Raw genomic sequence first — 17180 nt, 5'->3', positions numbered from 1 at the left:
TTAAGTCCTTTACAAAAATTAACTGTAGATTTTCAAATGATCAATAATGTGTAATTAACTATAAATATCAATGACATTGCTTAGCAGAAATCTCTGAAAGATGGAAAAACAAACAATTTTTTGTTGACTATGTATCAGAAACTCGGTAAACGTAGAGTTAAGCAAACACAATTAACGTTGAATATTTATTTATGCCATCTAACAGCCTAGTAGTAATGACCACGACCATTATTATTACCGACACGACACATGTTGGGGCAGGCTGCTGAGCGAAAGAAATTCACAAAAAAGGCCTGTATCCAACAAGATACAGGCCTTTTTTTATGCTTTTTTATCCAGAATTTAGACAAATTTAAGAAGATATACCGGAGGAAGGGATGCGAGTATTGAAGTTTGGCGGATCATCACTAGCTGATGCAGATCGCTTTTTGAGAGCGGCAGACATTATTGCCAATAACGCTCAACAAGAAGAAGTGGCGGTTGTTCTTTCCGCTCCTGGTAAAACAACAAACAAATTGGTTTCGGTCATTGAAGGCGCATTGCGCAATGGTGAAGCAGAACTACAAATCAAAGAATTGGAGGAGTCGTTTAAAACGCTCTTCACTCAAGTCCAAGCAGTACTACCCAATATCGATGGTTCAGCTTTCGATAACCAAGTGAAAACTTCTCTCTCTCAATTACGCCAATTCGTTCATGGCATCAATCTTCTTGGCATGTGCCCAAACAATGTTAATGCACGTATTATTAGCAAAGGCGAACGCGTTTCGATTCAATTGATGAAAGCAGTGTTAGAAGCCAAAGGCCAGCCTGCACATCTTATCGACCCAGTTGAATACCTATACGCAAAAGGTGATCACCTTGAAGCCATGGTTGATGTAGACGTTTCAACGCAAAACTTCCGCCAAAACCCTCTTCCTCTGGGCCATGTGAACATCATGCCAGGCTTTACCGCAGGTAACGAGAAAGGTGAATTGGTAACACTTGGTCGCAATGGCTCTGATTATTCAGCGGCGGTTCTTGCAGCGTGTCTGCGCGCAGATTGTTGTGAGATCTGGACTGACGTAGATGGTGTATACAACTGTGACCCTCGTTTAGTAGAAGATGCTCGCCTGCTTAAATCTCTTAGCTACCAAGAAGCAATGGAGCTTTCTTACTTCGGTGCTTCCGTTTTGCATCCGAAAACCATTGCTCCTATCGCGCAGTTCCACATCCCATGTCTGATCAAAAACAGCTTTAACCCACAAGGTGCAGGTACCCTGATTGGGCAAGACACTGGTGAAGACAATCTGGCGATCAAAGGTATCACGACGCTAAACGACCTAACCATGGTTAACGTCTCCGGCCCAGGTATGAAGGGTATGGTTGGCATGGCAAGCCGCGTATTTGGCGCAATGTCTTCCGCTGGTGTGTCTATTGTTCTTATTACTCAGTCTTCTTCTGAGTACAGCATTAGCTTCTGTATTGAGGCAGAAGATAAAGCAAAAGCGCAACAAGTACTGGCCGATGCGTTTGAGTTGGAACTGAAAGATAGCTTATTAGAGCCGGTCGAGTTTATTGATAATGTTTCAATCATAACGTTGGTTGGTGACGGCATGCGTACATCGCGCGGTGTTGCATCTCGCTTCTTCTCATCTCTTGCTGAAGTGAACGTAAACATTGTAGCCATCGCACAGGGCTCATCTGAGCGTGCTATCTCAGCCGTGATTCCTGAAGATAAAATCTCTGAAGCGATCAAAGCGTGTCACGAAAACCTATTCAACTCTAAGCACTTCTTAGACGTATTCGTGGTTGGTATTGGCGGCGTTGGTGGTGAGCTGGTGGATCAGATCGAGCGTCAACAGGCGAAGCTTGCGGAAAAAGGCATCGTTATTCGCGTGTGTGGCTTGGCAAACAGCAAAGGTCTTCTGCTTGATAGTGAAGGTCTGCCACTCGATCATTGGCGTGATCGTATGTCGGCAGCGACAGAAGAGTTCAGCCTAGCGCGTTTGATTTCTTTGGTTCAACGTAACCACATCATCAACCCAGTATTGGTTGACTGTACATCAAGTGAAGATATCGCGAATCAATACGCTGATTTCTTAGCTGCTGGTTTCCATGTCGTTACACCAAATAAAAAAGCAAACACAGCAAGCATGGCTTACTACCATCAGCTTCGTGATGTTGCGCGCAGCTCTCGTCGCAAGCTGATGTACGAAACAACTGTGGGGGCGGGTCTACCGGTAATCGAAAACCTGCAAAACCTAATCTCAGCGGGTGATGAGCTAGAGCGCTTTAGCGGTATTCTTTCTGGCTCTCTGTCATACATCTTCGGTAAGTTAGATGAAGGTATGAGCCTAAGTGAAGCAACTAATATCGCAAAAGAAAATGGTTTTACTGAACCGGATCCTCGTGATGATCTTTCTGGTATGGATGTTGCGCGTAAGCTTCTGATCCTGGCTCGTGAAGCAGGCATGTCTCTAGAACTAGAAGACGTTGTGGTTGATCAAGCACTGCCACCAGGTTTTGATGATTCTGGTAGCGTTGATGAATTTATGGCGCGTTTACCTGAAGCAGACGCTTACTTTAAAGAATTATCTGCAAAGGCAGCAGAAGAAGGCAAAGTACTGCGCTACGTTGGTGAGATTAATGAGGGCAAGTGCACAGTAAGCATCGCAGCGGTGGATGAAAACGATCCAATGTATAAAATCAAGGACGGTGAAAACGCACTGGCATTTTACAGCCGTTACTATCAGCCAATCCCACTAGTGTTACGTGGCTATGGTGCAGGCACCGAAGTAACGGCTGCGGGTGTATTTTCTGACGTGATGCGTACTTTAGGTTGGAAACTAGGGGTATAATAATAATGAGTTCAAGTGATATGGATGTAGTGGTTTATGCCCCAGCATCAATTGGTAATGTAAGCGTTGGCTTTGATGTGCTGGGGGCTGCCGTGTCTCCAGTGGATGGTACACTATTGGGTGACCGTGTATTGGTGAAATCTGGGGCTGATCCGTTCAGCCTTAAAACGGCGGGTGATTTTGTTGAGAAATTGCCAACTGAACCAAAAGAGAACATCGTTTACGACTGTTGGCTTGTGTTTGCTCGTGAGTTAGACAAAAAAGGCGTTGAGCTAAAACCACTTGAGATGACGCTAGAAAAGAACATGCCAATTGGCTCTGGTTTAGGCTCAAGTGCATGTTCTATCGTTGCTGCATTAGATGCATTGAACCGATTCCATGGACAGCCACTTAACGAGACAGAATTACTAGCGCTGATGGGAGAGATGGAAGGCAAGATCTCTGGTGGTATTCACTACGACAACGTTGCGCCATGTTACCTTGGTGGTGTGCAACTGATGCTTGAAGAGTTGGGTATCATCAGTCAAGAAGTGCCTTGCTTTGATGATTGGTACTGGGTGATGGCGTATCCGGGTATCAAGGTATCAACGGCGGAAGCGCGTGAGATCCTACCATCTCAATACCGCCGACAAGATATCATCGCTCATGGTCGCCACCTTGCGGGCTTTATTCATGCGTGTCATTCTGGTCAGCCAGAACTTGCTGCAAAAATGATCAAAGACGTGATCGCAGAACCGTATCGTGAGAAACTGCTTCCAGGTTTTGCGAATGCACGTCAATACGCAGCGTCTGCGGGTGCATTGGCAACCGGTATTTCTGGCAGTGGTCCGACACTGTTCAGTATTTGCAAAGAGAAAGATGTCGCTGAGCGAGTTGCTCGCTGGTTAGAACAAAACTACGTACAAAACGAAGAAGGATTCGTCCACGTTTGTCGTCTAGATAAGCAGGGTTCGAAAGTAACAGGAAGTGAGCTATGAAGCTTTACAATATAAAAGAAAATGATGAACAAGTTTCCTTTGGCCAAGCCGTTCGCCAAGGGTTAGGTCGCAATCAAGGCCTATTTTTCCCATCGGAATTACCAAAATTTGAAGATATCGATGCGCTGCTTGCAGAAGACTTTGTCTCTCGTAGCACTAAGATTCTATCGGCGTTAATTGGGGATGAACTTACAGAGGAGAAAGTGAATGCTCTTGTTGATGCTGCATTCCAATTCCCTGCGCCTATCAACCAAGTAAGAGATGGTGTTTACGCACTGGAGCTGTTCCATGGCCCAACGCTTGCGTTTAAAGACTTTGGTGGTCGCTTTATGGCGCAATCTCTTGCTGCGGTTTCGGACGGCGGCAAGATCACTATTCTGACTGCAACTTCCGGCGATACTGGCGCAGCCGTTGCGCATGCTTTCTACGGTATGGAAGACATCAACGTTGTGATTCTTTACCCGAAAGGTAAGATCAGCCCACTGCAAGAGAAGTTATTCTGTACGCTTGGTAAGAACATCCATACTGTCGCGATCGATGGAGACTTCGATGCGTGTCAGGCACTGGTTAAGCAAGCTTTTGATGATTCTGCACTGCGTGAAGAGATCGGTCTGAACTCTGCAAACTCAATCAACATCAGCCGTTTGATGGCGCAAATCTGTTACTACTTTGAAGCAGCTGCGCAAATGAGCAAGCAAGAGCGTGAAAACCTAGTGGTATCAGTACCAAGTGGTAACTTTGGTAACCTAACTGCTGGTCTACTGGCAAAAGCGCTGGGCTTGCCTATCAAACGCTTTATCGCGGCAACTAATGCCAATGACACTGTTCCTCGCTACCTAGAAACAGGTAAGTGGGAGCCAAAACCAACAGTCGCAACAACATCGAACGCGATGGACGTGAGCCAACCAAACAACTGGCCTCGTATTGAAGAGCTGTGCCGCGTGAAAGAGTGGGGCTTGGAGACGTTAGGTAAAGGCGCAGTATCTGATGAGCAAAGCGCACAGTCAGTGAAAGATTTACATGCTCTAGGCTACCTATGCGAACCGCATGGTGCGATTGCTTACCGAGTGCTTGAAGAACAATTGCAAGACGGTGAAACCGGTCTGTTCCTATGTACTGCTCACCCTGCGAAGTTCAAAGAAGTCGTGGATGATATTCTAGAATCCGATATCGAGCTTCCTGCGCCACTAGCGAAGCACGCTGCGATGGAGCTGCTATCGGAAGAGCTCGACGCAGACTTTGACGCATTGAAACAAGTACTGCGCCGCGTGCAGTAAGCTTCAAAGTATAGTAAGTATCAAAACAGAAATAACGAGAGGTGAATGAGTAATCATTCACCTTTTTTATTGTCGGTAAGTTTTGACTCTCTTTATTATTGAGAAACGAACTTAACTAAATGAGATGGAAAGAGAAGCATGCATTTTTTGATTTTTCTTGGCTCAGTGAGAAACAGCACGCCACCACGACCAGCCCGTTTAGGAATGCGAGTCAGTAAAGCGTGTGAAAAACTCATCGCGAGTCAACATTCGCAACATACGGTCGAAATCATCGACCCTTTGAATTACGACTTTGGTGATGTGTTTAAGCCCGAGTTTGCTTATCACCGCTCTAAAGTTCCGCATCACCTAAGTGAGTTGGCAGATAAAATCAAACATGCGGATGGGTATGTGATGGTTAGCCCGGAATATAACCATTCGATGAGTCCTGCTCTGGCGAACACGCTTAACCATTTCGGCAGTTCGCTGTTTTCTTACAAGCCGAGTGCTATCGTGACCTATTCTGCCGGACAATGGGGTGGTGTTAGAGCTGCCGTTTCTATGCGTACCTTCTTATCTGAACTTGGATGTTTACCTGTCTCTGCGATGATCCACATTCCGAAAGCGCAAGAAGTGTTTGATGAGCAGGGCGTTGCTGCGGATGAGTCGGAGCAGACGCAGTGGGACAACTATATGAATCGCACTATGCATCAATTGATTTGGTGGGCAGAAGGGGCGTCACTGCAAAGAGATAGGCTTGATCCAACCTCTTTAGCGCAAGCGTTTCAGAAAGATCCTTCGCAAAGAAATGCACCTTAGAGGCGAGTTGCTTTCCATTATAGAAAGGCTTTAGAAGGATTCTGAAACAAAAAAAGCTTGGTCATTGCTGACCAAGCTTTTTAAATTCTAGCGAGCTAGTTTACTGAGAGATTATAGAGTCTCAGTAAAAGTACGAGCGATTACATCACGTTGTTGCTCTGGAGTTAGCGAGTTAAAACGTACTGCGTAACCAGAAACACGAATAGTTAGTTGTGGGTATTTCTCTGGGTGTGCAACTGCATCTTCTAGTGTTTCGCGTTTAAGCACGTTCACGTTTAGGTGTTGGCCGCCTTCGATACGAGGAGCAGTTTCGATTGCAACTTCACGGCTTTCGTATTCACCTAGGTCGCTGATTGCGATAACTTGGTCTGCTTCGTAGCCAGCAGTTGCAGCAACACAGCGAGCTTCATTTTTTTCGCTATCTAATAGCCAGATAGAGTTTAGTAGGTCGTCGTTTGCCGCTTTTGTAATTTGGATACCTTGGATCATCACTATCTCCTAGACCACTTACGTGGTGATTATTGGTGTTAATTTTCGAATTTTCGTTGAGCTGAGTATTATATAGCTAATATCCACTATTTTAATATTGATTTAAGTCAAAAAACAACCAAAAACATTATTTTTATTAAGGTGATTTTATTGAGTTAAATCAATAAAACCTTTGAAAACAAACTAATTACAATTTATTTGATAATATAAAAAATATTTAATAACTGGTTTTGTTGTAAATTTACTACAAATTGAGATTAAAGTTTAAACTGGTTAACGCAACTATCTGTATTTAGGTAGCAATACTGAAAGTCTAAAGTGATTAAATGACAAACATGAAAAACAAGCTTGGGAATAAACTCATTGGTGCACATGTCTCTGCTGCTGGTGGGGTCGATCAAGCTCCGTTGAGAGCTCGTGAAATTGGCGCGAATGCATTCGCACTATTTACAAAAAACCAACGCCAGTGGGTGGCGAAGCCTTTAGAAGCAAAAACCATCAGTGCGTTTAAAGCGAACTGTAAAATGCTGGGTTTCGGAGCAGAACATATTCTTCCCCATGATTCTTATCTGATTAACTTGGGTGCGCCGGAAGAAGAAAAGCTGAATAAATCCCGCGCGGCATTTATTGATGAAATGGAGCGTTGTAATCAGTTAGGGCTGACTTTGCTTAACTTCCACCCGGGTAGTCACCTAAAGAAAGTCTCTGAACAGGAGTGCCTCGCAACGATCGCCGAGTCGATCAATCTTGCGCATAAAGCGGTGCCGAATGTGATCGCTGTTATCGAGAATACGGCAGGTCAAGGCACTAACTTAGGCTGGAAGTTTGAGCACCTTGCTGAAATCATCGAGCAAGTGGAAGATAAAGATCGTGTCGGCGTTTGTATTGATACCTGCCATACCTTTACGGCTGGTTATGACTTACGTACAAAAGAAGATTGCGAGCGCACCTTTGCAGAGTTCGACCGTATCGTAGGTATGCACTATTTAAGAGCAATGCATCTAAATGATTCAAAAGTAGAGTTTGCCAGCAAAGTAGATCGCCACCATTCTCTAGGTAAAGGAGAGATCGGGTGGGATTGCTTTGAGTACATCGCGAAAGACCCTCGTTTTGATGGTATCCCTCTGATTTTAGAAACAATTGATCCAGATATTTGGCAGCAAGAGATCAACACGTTGCGTCAATTCCATTTAGCGGCCATTGACAGTTAATGGCGTAACCACAAAGTTGGCACCTTTCTTTCTTAGTCATTGAACATCAATCTCTGAATTAGCAAAGAAGGATGCCAACATGTCTCGACCACTCTCTTTTACTCCTTATGCTTTCACTCGTCGCGTGCTTCGCTTACCGATGCCTAATCGTCACATTACCGGACAGGGGCATTTTCGAACGCCACAGAAGCATTAGTCTTTTATTACTTGTCTCAAGTTCGTGGTAAGTTTTTGTTTGTTTGAGTTTCGCTCGTTAGAATAGAAGCAAAATTTAGGACAGGAACTTTCCATGAATCAGTCACCCACTTGGCACGATGTGATCGGCGAAGAGAAAAAGCAGAGCTACTTTGTAGACACCTTGAATTTTGTTGAAGCCGAACGCGCCGCAGGCAAAGCTATTTTTCCTCCCGCAAAAGATGTCTTTAACGCGTTTCGTTTTACCGAGTTCAAAGACGTTAAGGTCGTGATTCTAGGACAAGACCCATACCACGGCCCAAATCAGGCGCATGGCCTGTGTTTCTCTGTACTTCCTGGCATTAAAACGCCACCGTCACTGGTTAATATGTATAAAGAGCTGGCGCAAGATATTGAAGGTTTCCAAATCCCTCAACATGGTTTTTTGCAAAGCTGGGCTGAACAAGGGGTGTTGCTACTCAATACCGTATTAACAGTAGAGCAGGGCAAAGCACACTCACATTCGAAAACTGGCTGGGAAACCTTTACTGACCGCGTTATTGAGGCCATTAACCAGCATCAAGAAGGTGTAGTGTTCTTGTTGTGGGGGTCACATGCACAGAAGAAAGGTCGTTTTATCGATCGCAATAAGCACCATGTGTTAGCTGCCCCACACCCATCGCCACTCTCTGCACATCGAGGCTTTTTCGGTTGTAAGCATTTCTCTCAAGCAAACCAGTTACTTACATCACAAGAAAAAGCACCAATCAACTGGCATTTGCCATTAACGGTATAAATGAAGAGACAGCGATCATGGATGCTATGATCGCTGTTTTTTTGAGCACGCTCGAGGCTGATAGTAAATTTCTCATGTACACTTACTAAAAGTAGGTGTTAAGGAGAGACGCTATGATGATCGAAAGAATTCGACGCGAACATGGTTATATGGTTCGTCTGTTGGCGATACTGCGCCATAAGCTTAATGAGATAAAAAAAGAACGTGTAATCAACTATGCGTTAGTAAGCGAGATTGTTGATTACCTCTCTAATCATTCGGAGAAAGTACACCACCCGAAAGAAGATATCCTCTATCATCACTTTCTTGAACACTATGGTAAGCAACAAACCATGGAAAATTTAGAGAAAGAACATCTAGAGTTAGCGAGTAAAACCAGAGAGTTTTCATCCGTGATAGAGATGATCCTTCAGGATGCTGTTGTGCCACAAGACATGTTCGTCGCTCACCTAGAAGATTTCATTGAATCGCAAAGGCGCCACTTGGAGCTAGAAGAGCGAAAAATTTTGCCTCTCATTGAAGAGTTATTTACCACAGAAGATTGGCAGCATGTCGAGAGCTTATGGAGCGTCAGTGAGGATGATCCTGTGTTTGGTGACACGATTGCTGATCGTTATAAGCAGTTGGCCGAACGTGTTCGTCAAAGTGATACTGAGTATGTTTAAGCCTGAGTGATGAAACCTGAGCGAGCGAAAGCCGTCTCTCGGGTTTGTGAGATACATTTCTTATTTATTGGGAATCAACCGAAAATTTAGTGTGCATATTTCTCGGCAAAAAGTACGGAAGATTCTCATTGAGTAATAATGGTATTCATACTTAAACCTTGGTACATAAACTCACGGTGTTTACGGTCACTGTAAACAAAAAACAAAAGGCACCTGTAAGGTGCCTTTTGTTTGAATTAGAGTTTAATGTCTTCCAAGTTATAATCGGTACAGACATCAAGTTCGCGCAGCTTTTTAAGCAAATTGCGTCTGTCGTTCATCTCTTCTATTTCACGCCACTTTCGCTTTACTGGTTTGGCACGAGATTTGGTTGTTGAGGTAGTATCCAGATTAAAAATGTCATCTAGTTGAAAGCCTTCCATAAGCCACCTTTACCTTTCTTAAGCTAAACTGTTGTAACCAGTCCTTGTGGAGTTTTTTAAGTACCACAATAGCCGTGAGAATAACCATGATATATTTCGCATTTGTGTCGGTAGCATGACATTTTCGTGCAAAAATATTCTCAAAATCACACTTTTTATTGCAACGATGTGGATAAAAAATGCACAAACGATCTCAAGAAAACGATTAAATAGAGAGATTTTCTATGTTAATTCGATTTGATGAATGGGTGCACTGCGCAAAGGTTAAAGTTGCATAAAATCAGTTTGATGAAATAGTGTTCAATTAGATGGTAAGTCACTAGCGTAAATTTATGTAACACCTTGTGAATACTAGCTTGTTCTTGTTTATACGGTTTACCATTCTATTTAATGAGGAATAATTATTTATGTTGGTGTTTGGTAATTGAAATGTTGCGCAGTTTGAGTGTTAAGTCTTCTATTTATGTTATTTTTTGGTGACTTTATAGTGAAAAATAACAATGTTATTCTCATTGTTGCATATTGATTTTTGCGCTCCTAGGTTGCATTATCCGCCCGTCAAAAAATACGCTGGTACGTAAAATGGATGCATGAAGCGACGTTTACGATTCTAGATTGCCCATAAACATTACTTAAAAAGCTAAGCACACTTTGACACTTAGCAGGCAATTTGGTGGATGGCTAGGACGCATAGACTGGCGCAACTCACTTTGAGGTACACATGACAGACTTAATCAATTTGATGAACGATCTCCTCTGGGGCTCGATTCTGGTTTATCTTCTTGTTGGTGTTGGTATTTACTTCACCGTTCGATTAGGGTTCATTCAGTTCCGCCATTTCGGCCACATGTTCTCTGTTCTTAAGAACAGTCGTAAAGCAGACAAAGCTGGTATTTCCTCTTTCCAAGCGCTTTGTACTAGTCTTGCTGCACGTGTTGGTACAGGTAACATGGCGGGCGTTGCAGTTGCATTGACTGCGGGTGGTCCTGGTGCGATCTTCTGGATGTGGCTGATTGCAATGCTTGGTATGGCAACATCGTTTGCCGAGAGCACACTGGCGCAGCTATACAAAACCAAAGATGATGATGGCAACTACCGTGGTGGCCCTGCCTACTACATGGAAAAAGGCCTGGGCATGCGTTGGATGGGCGTGTTGTTCTCAGTTTTCCTAATCATCGCTTTTGGTTTGGTATTCAACGCCGTACAAGCTAACTCAATTGCCAATGCAATGAGCAACGCATTTGGTTGGAATAACCTGTATGTCGGTATTGCTGTTGTTTTACTGTCTGCAATTGTTATTTTCGGTGGCATCAAGCGTATCGCAAGAGTTGCTGAGATGATCGTTCCGATCATGGCACTACTTTATCTAGCCCTAGCGCTGTTCATCATGTTCTCTAACCTCGAGAAATTACCTGATGTATTGATGCTTATCTTTAAGAGTGCATTTGGTCTGCAAGAAGCAGCAGCAGGTGGTCTTGGCTACGCAATTGCACAGGCAATGATTAACGGTATCAAGCGCGGTCTATTCTCGAATGAAGCAGGTATGGGGTCGGCACCTAACGCGGCGGCTTCAGCAACACCTTACCCACCACACCCAGCGTCTCAAGGTTACGTACAGATGCTAGGCGTGTTCATGGATACAATCGTTATCTGTTCTGCAACAGTGGCTATCATCCTGATGTCTGGTGAGTATGTCGGTCAAGCAACAGAAGTGACGGGTATCGAGCTAACTCAGCGTGCATTGAGCTCACAAGTTGGCGATTGGGGCGGCATCTTTGTTGCTGTGGCAATCTTCTTCTTTGCGTTTACTTCAATCATTGCGAACTACTCGTACGCTGAAACGAACTTAATCTTCCTAGAGCACAATCATAAAGCGGGCTTAAGCATTTTCCGCGTTATTGTTCTTGGTATGGTGATGTTTGGTGCACTAGCTTCGTTACCAGTCGTATGGTCGCTTGCTGACGTCTCTATGGGGCTGATGGCGATAGTCAACTTAGTGGCGATCATCTTGCTATCTGGCATCGTGATTAAACTGGCAAAAGATTACAACCGCCAGCTTGGTGAAGGCAAAGTGCCAACATTTGATGCGAATGACTTCCCAGAGCTGAAATCTCAGCTTGAAGAAGGCATTTGGTACAACGATAAAAAAGACTAAGTGAGCTATCACTCATAGTTGAAAGCTATTAGTATGATGTAAAAAGCCATGCAGACAATGCATGGCTTTTTTTGTACCCTATTAAAAACAAAATTAGAGAAGGGAAAGTCATGCTTATCGTAGTTTCTCCAGCGAAGACTCTTGATTACGAGTCTCCGTTAGCGACAGAAAAATTTACTCAACCTGAGTTGGTCGAATACTCAAAAGAGCTTATCGATGTTTGCCGCAAACTGACTCCTGCTGATGTTGCCTCTTTAATGAAAGTGAGCGACAAGATTGCCGATTTAAATGTGGGCCGATTCCAAGAGTGGAGTGAAACGTTTACCACGGAAAACTCTCGACAAGCTATTCTTGCATTTAAAGGTGACGTTTACACAGGGCTAGACGCCGAAAGTTTATCTGAAGCGGACTTCGAATATGCTCAAGATCATCTGCGTATGCTATCGGGTCTTTATGGTTTACTAAAACCACTTGATTTGATGCAGCCATACCGTCTTGAAATGGGTACCAAGCTTGCAAACGACAAAGGTACGAACTTGTACCAGTTTTGGGGCAATGTTATTACGGACAAGCTTAACGAAGCAATTTCTGCTCAAGGTGATAATGTCCTTATCAACCTTGCATCAAATGAATACTTTAAAGCGGTTAAGCCAAAGAATTTAGATGCGCAAGTGATCACGCCAGTATTCAAAGATTGTAAGAATGGTCAATACAAGGTCATCAGTTTTTACGCGAAGAAAGCGCGCGGTATGATGGCGCGTTACATCATTGAAAACCGTGTTGAGAGCGTGGCAGACCTGACTAAGTTTGATACGGCGGGTTACTACTTTGTGGAAGATGAATCGACGCCAACAGAGTTAGTATTTAAACGTGAAGAGCAAAAATAAAGCTGATTGAGACGTAATCGACGTTAATCTCTATCAGCACAAACGAAAAAGGGTTGGCATTGCCAACCCTTTGTTATTTTCTAGCTTGAGCTACTTGGCTCCAACAAGATTACTTCTTCTTAGCGGTTTTCTTTTTCGCTACTTTTTTCTTGTCGTCTTTTTTCTTTTTCTTCTTAAACACAGGCTTTTTGTGTTTAGGACGCATCTCTTTCACGAAACGCTCTTTGATGTCTTCTTTCACGTAGCGCGCAACGCGATCCATCATTGGTTGGTCGTGTGCTTCTACGATTGAGATAGCGTTACCTTTCTTACCTGCGCGAGCCGTACGGCCGATACGGTGAAGGTAAACATCAGCCGTGCGCGGCATGTCGTAGTTGATAACGTGTGATACATCCGGAAGATCGATACCACGCGCAGCAACGTCCGTCGCTAGCAGCACGTTCACAGTACCATCGCGGAAGCGAGAAATCGCATTGTTACGACGATCTTGCGGCATTTCACCTTGAATCCAAGAACATGGAATCTGTGCACTTTCAAGCTGCGCTCGTAGCTCAGCCAAACGCTCACGAGTCTTTAAAAAGACGATAGTGCGCTCAGCTTGCTGAGTAATAATGTGTTTTAGTAATTCCAGTTTGTGTTCAGCATCATCAGCTCGGTGATACCACTGAGCAATTTTCTTACGCTCACGCAGCGGTGATTTTGCATCAATTTCTGCTGGGTCATTCAACAGATCAGCGGTAAAGCCTTCTACGCCTTTCCCTTCTAACGTTGCTGAGAACAGAAGGGTTTGCTTACGCCAGCGACATTCGTTAGATAGGCGATCGACAGTAGGAGCAAAACCCATATCTAGCATACGGTCTGCTTCATCAAGGATTAACCATTCGATTGCACGACAATCAAAACGTTCTGCATCAATGTATTCTTTTAAACGGCCAGGTGTCGCAACCACAATGTCTTGTGTTGTTGCAAGGATGTCGGCGTGCTCTTGGTACTGAACACCACCAGTGATGGTGAAAATGTTGAGTTTGGTATTTTTTGCCAAAGCACGTGCTTGATCGGCAATTTGCATCGCCAGTTCGCGAGTAGGCGTTAGGATCAAAATACGCGCAGGCCCAGGCTTACGACGAGGGAAGTCTTGCAAGTATTGCAATGCTGGCAGGACGAAGGCGGCCGTTTTACCAGTTCCTGTTGGCGCTGACGCTAGAATGTCACGACCGTCCAACGCTTGTGGAATCGCTTCTGCCTGAATTTTTGTTGGGCGTTCGTAACCCATCTCTTCAATGGCTTCAAGTAGGTTTTGGTCTAGATCAAGTTCAGCAAAGGTTCTGATCACAATGAGTTCTCCACAAGCAAAGCTTGGTTAATGGTTCGCCACAACAGCATAGAATACAAAAAGGTCGCACATTATAAAGTGATTGGTGATAAGGATCACATGTTATTTCACATCTTAAGATAAAACTCGCGGGTTAACTGGATGAAATCATCACTATAGCCGTCATTTGAACGGATAATTAAATGTGACGTCTGCAAATCGCAAGGTCGTTTTGACAGTTCAAATAACAATCGGTGTACTGGTTTCTTTTCTGATGGTTGCACACGACAGATCCTCGATAGATACCAACCTTGGTTTAATGCTAGCTCAATGAACTGCTCGCCTTCGGTGATTGGCAACACAAAACTAGCTCTCCCTTCGTCATCAAGCAAATGATAGCAACGCTGTAGCAATGCGTTATGGCCTAGCGTATCAGTGTGCCTCGCGGTTGCACGTTGACTGTGTTTCGATTGCTCGCCGCTGTTGAAGTAGGGCGGGTTACAAATGATGCGTTGGAATGAATGTGTCGGCGTAAAGTGCAGTATGTCGGTGTGATGCACACTTACACGATCTGACCAAGGAGACTGGGCCATATTTTTTTGCGCGGCAGCAACGGCTGTTAATTCGATATCGACCGCAGTTATTTGAGCTTCCGTAAAGCGTTGAGCACACATCAGGGCAAGCAGGCCAGTGCCAGTGCCAATATCGAGAATTTTAGCGTCGTTAGGGCTTTGAATCCAAGCACCAAGCATTACCCCGTCTGTGCTGACTGGCATACCACTCTCGCCGCCCTCAATACAAAATTGCTTAAAATTGAAGCCTTTAGTTTTCAGTTTTTTGTTCTTCATGATTGTTTTATATTTGCTCAATAATTAAGTGGATTGCTCTATTGTTTATTAATTGTATAGATTGTTGTTTTGTTGGTTATTAAATTGTATTGTTAATTGATCGAGATAAAGAACTGGTCTGTTGTTTGGATCTGGTTATATCCACTGCTTTTAAGTTTGAAAACTAAATTAATATGGTGTTTTTTTCTTAAAGGTTGCCAAATGATGAGTCTTTCGTCATTATGCGGCGAAAATTTTATAGATTGAACCACGTGTACTTATTGACTTTAGGTATACAAAAAGTGGTCTAAGCATACACAACATTCATTAATTAAAAGACAAGGGTTATCTGTGAAGCAGACGTTAAAACTAACAGATATTATCGCAGTAGGCTTTATGCTATTTGCGTTCTTTTTAGGTGCGGGCAATATTATCTTTCCACCTCTAGCGGGTCAGTTAGCGGGTGAAAACTTAATGCCAGCTATGTTTGGTTTCTTGCTAACAGCGGTAGGTCTACCTCTTATTACTATCGTTGCTATTGCTGTTGCTGGTGGTTCTTGGGATCACTTGACGCAAGATCTTCCGAAAAAAGCGGCAGTTCTTATGGCTGCACTGATTTTCATCATCATTGGTCCAGCGTTTGCAGCGCCTCGTACTGGCCTAGTGGCTTACGAGATGGCGGTGAAACCTTTCTTCCTTGAGGCGTCACAAACGCATCTGACAGCGTTCTCAGTGATCTTCTTTATCGCAGCAATGATGTTCTCATGGTTCCAAGGCCGTTTGATCGATCTCATCGGTAAAGTACTGACACCAGCATTGTTCGTTGGTTTGATCATTCTTGCTGTCGCTGTCTTCCTTGATCCTCAGGGCGATATGATTGGCGCGCACGGTGAATACCTAACGCAGCCTCTGACCAAAGGCTTCTTAGAAGGCTACAACACAATGGATACGTTCGCGTCATTGATGTTTGGCATGCTGATGGTTGATGCACTGCGCGGTAAAGGCATTACTGAGCGCTCTGCAACTACTAAATATCTGATCTATGCAGGTTGTATTGCTGCTGCTGGTCTTGCGTTTGTTTACATCTCACTATTTTACTTAGGTGCGACGAGTGCAACGGTTGCTGCTGGTGCTGATAATGGTGGCCTAGTGCTTAGCCAATACGTTCAAGCGTTGTTTGGTCCATACGGTCAAATCGTTCTGTCTGTCATCGTATTGCTAGCGTGTCTGACAACCGCGATTGGCTTGATTTCTGCGTGTTCAGATTTCTTCAGCTCGAAAACACCACTGTCATACAAGCAATGGGTACTGATTAATGGTTCTGTTTGTGCATTGGTTGCAAACGTTGGTCTTGCGCAGCTGATTTCTCTGTCAGTGCCAGTATTGTTTGCGCTGTACCCTGTGGCGATTGCGTTGGTTGCACTAACATTTGTGCGCAGCAAACTGCCGAATCCACGCTTTGCTTACCGTGCAGTACTGCTTGTATCTCTGCTGTTTGCGTTGGTTGATGCGGCAAAAGTATCGGGTATTGATGTTTCTGCGTTTAACATGTTGCCACTATTCGAAGTCGGCATGGGTTGGGTGCTTCCAACATTTGCGGCTATCGTGTGCATGTTCTTCATCGCGAAACCTCGCCCAGAGCTAGCACAAGAAACCGCGTAATCACTTCGCGTTATCAAGATAATAAAAAGCCCGATGAATTACTTCATCGGGCTTTTTACTTTTTAATGATGACGTGTTTGCGCTATTAAAGCGTGTCGTGGAATTCCACAAGAACTTGTTCACACCATTTTTCGATGCGTTCATCACTCAGTTCGTACTGTGAGTCTTCATCTAACGCAAGTCCAACAAACTTGCTGCCATCTTCGATCAATGCTTTCGATGCTTCAAATTCGTAGCCTTCATTTGGCCAGTAACCGATAAAGGTTGCGCCTGTGGCTTGTAATTCATCGTGAAGTAAGCCCATCGCATCTAAATACCACTCTCCGTAACCTTCTTGGTCACCCAGACCAAACAGCGCTACAACTTTGCCTTTCAGTGGTGTGGTCGCGATGTCTTGCCAAATCGCGTTCCAATCTTCTTGAATTTCACCAAAATCCCAAGTTGAGATGCCAAGGAGTAATAAGTCGTAGTCCGCCATTAGTGATAACGGTGTCTCTTTCACATTGTGAATGTCGACAAGGTCTTCACCAATAAGGGTACGAATTTTCTCTGCTGCCATTTCTGTGTAGCAGGTCGTTGAGCCGTAAAAGAGTCCGATTTTCATTATATTCGTCGTTATTTGTGTTGCTGTTGTGGAAGATTCTAACCATAAATTGAAGAAGATTGCAGCGAATATCCTATGTGGGATGAT

The 17180-nt window shown here is 44.0% G+C and carries 16 protein-coding genes and 1 other annotated feature; of the genes, 11 read left to right on the top strand and 5 right to left on the bottom strand.

Annotated features, from left to right (window positions below; all coding sequences use genetic code 11):
- The first annotated feature begins 191 nt into the window (after positions 1-191).
- The 5 genes from thrL (at position 192) to J4N40_RS14105 (ending at position 5889) form a co-directional block, all read left to right on the top strand.
- Positions 192-269, top strand: coding sequence for a thr operon leader peptide (gene thrL, locus J4N40_RS14125; protein WP_074192076.1), 78 nt, complete (start codon positions 192-194; stop codon positions 267-269).
- Positions 205-324: a sequence feature (Thr leader region), on the top strand. It overlaps the preceding gene by 65 nt.
- A gap of 53 nt (positions 325-377) precedes the next feature.
- On the top strand, positions 378-2837 hold the full coding sequence (gene thrA / locus J4N40_RS14120) for a bifunctional aspartate kinase/homoserine dehydrogenase I (protein WP_025768424.1): 2460 nt from the start codon (positions 378-380) through the stop codon (positions 2835-2837).
- A gap of 20 nt (positions 2838-2857) precedes the next feature.
- Positions 2858-3814, top strand: coding sequence for a homoserine kinase (gene thrB / locus J4N40_RS14115; RefSeq protein ID WP_017635074.1), 957 nt, complete (start codon positions 2858-2860; stop codon positions 3812-3814).
- Positions 3811-5091, top strand: coding sequence for a threonine synthase (gene thrC / locus J4N40_RS14110; RefSeq protein WP_025768425.1), 1281 nt, complete (start codon positions 3811-3813; stop codon positions 5089-5091). Before thrB ends, thrC begins: the two co-directional genes overlap by 4 nt.
- A 138-nt stretch (positions 5092-5229) precedes the next feature.
- Positions 5230-5889, top strand: a complete 660-nt coding sequence (locus J4N40_RS14105) for an NADPH-dependent FMN reductase (protein WP_025768426.1) — start codon at positions 5230-5232, stop codon at positions 5887-5889.
- A 111-nt stretch (positions 5890-6000) separates the two neighbouring features.
- On the opposite strand, the gene grcA is transcribed toward J4N40_RS14105, so the two are convergent.
- Positions 6001-6378, bottom strand: coding sequence for an autonomous glycyl radical cofactor GrcA (grcA, locus tag J4N40_RS14100; RefSeq protein WP_005381814.1), 378 nt, complete (start codon positions 6376-6378; stop codon positions 6001-6003).
- A gap of 326 nt (positions 6379-6704) precedes the next feature.
- Here grcA and nfo point away from each other — a divergent pair, with 326 nt between their 5' ends.
- From nfo to J4N40_RS14085, 3 genes are all read left to right on the top strand, one after another.
- Positions 6705-7589, top strand: coding sequence for a deoxyribonuclease IV (gene nfo / locus J4N40_RS14095; RefSeq protein ID WP_017821508.1), 885 nt, complete (start codon positions 6705-6707; stop codon positions 7587-7589).
- 289 nt (positions 7590-7878) lie between these two features.
- Positions 7879-8559, top strand: a complete 681-nt coding sequence (gene ung / locus J4N40_RS14090; RefSeq protein ID WP_005382846.1) for a uracil-DNA glycosylase — start codon at positions 7879-7881, stop codon at positions 8557-8559.
- 113 nt (positions 8560-8672) lie between these two features.
- Complete coding sequence (locus J4N40_RS14085) at positions 8673-9224, top strand: hemerythrin domain-containing protein (RefSeq protein WP_017821507.1); 552 nt, start codon at positions 8673-8675, stop codon at positions 9222-9224.
- Positions 9225-9460: 236 nt separating this feature from the next.
- Here J4N40_RS14085 and J4N40_RS14080 read toward each other — a convergent pair whose 3' ends face one another.
- The gene (locus J4N40_RS14080) at positions 9461-9646 is read right to left on the bottom strand and encodes a DUF3545 family protein (protein ID WP_250654285.1); all 186 of its coding nucleotides are present in this window, start codon (positions 9644-9646) and stop codon (positions 9461-9463) included.
- A 721-nt stretch (positions 9647-10367) separates the two neighbouring features.
- Between J4N40_RS14080 and J4N40_RS14075 the strand changes: the two genes are divergently transcribed.
- Complete coding sequence (locus tag J4N40_RS14075; RefSeq protein ID WP_005381800.1) at positions 10368-11801, top strand: alanine/glycine:cation symporter family protein; 1434 nt, start codon at positions 10368-10370, stop codon at positions 11799-11801.
- A gap of 110 nt (positions 11802-11911) precedes the next feature.
- Positions 11912-12688: a peroxide stress protein YaaA gene (gene yaaA, locus J4N40_RS14070; protein ID WP_005382848.1), complete on the top strand. Its 777-nt coding sequence runs from the start codon at positions 11912-11914 to the stop codon at positions 12686-12688.
- A 109-nt stretch (positions 12689-12797) separates the two neighbouring features.
- On the opposite strand, the gene srmB is transcribed toward yaaA, so the two are convergent.
- On the bottom strand, positions 12798-14021 hold the full coding sequence (srmB, locus tag J4N40_RS14065; protein ID WP_005381797.1) for an ATP-dependent RNA helicase SrmB: 1224 nt from the start codon (positions 14019-14021) through the stop codon (positions 12798-12800).
- Between the two features lie 107 nt (positions 14022-14128).
- Positions 14129-14848, bottom strand: a complete 720-nt coding sequence (locus J4N40_RS14060; RefSeq protein WP_104978805.1) for a tRNA1(Val) (adenine(37)-N6)-methyltransferase — start codon at positions 14846-14848, stop codon at positions 14129-14131.
- Positions 14849-15178: 330 nt separating this feature from the next.
- On the opposite strand from J4N40_RS14060, the gene brnQ reads away from it, so the two are divergent.
- Positions 15179-16489 carry a branched-chain amino acid transport system II carrier protein gene (gene brnQ / locus J4N40_RS14055; RefSeq protein ID WP_005381792.1) on the top strand — a complete coding sequence of 437 codons (1311 nt, stop codon included), beginning with the start codon at positions 15179-15181 and terminating at the stop codon, positions 16487-16489.
- Positions 16490-16574: 85 nt separating this feature from the next.
- Here brnQ and fldB read toward each other — a convergent pair whose 3' ends face one another.
- Complete coding sequence (gene fldB / locus J4N40_RS14050; protein WP_005381790.1) at positions 16575-17093, bottom strand: flavodoxin FldB; 519 nt, start codon at positions 17091-17093, stop codon at positions 16575-16577.
- Positions 17094-17180: the final 87 nt, after the last annotated feature.

The organism is Vibrio sp. SCSIO 43097 (assembly GCF_023650755.1).
Classification (GTDB): domain Bacteria; phylum Pseudomonadota; class Gammaproteobacteria; order Enterobacterales; family Vibrionaceae; genus Vibrio; species Vibrio alginolyticus.
This window is presented reverse-complemented; position numbering and strand designations above follow the sequence as displayed.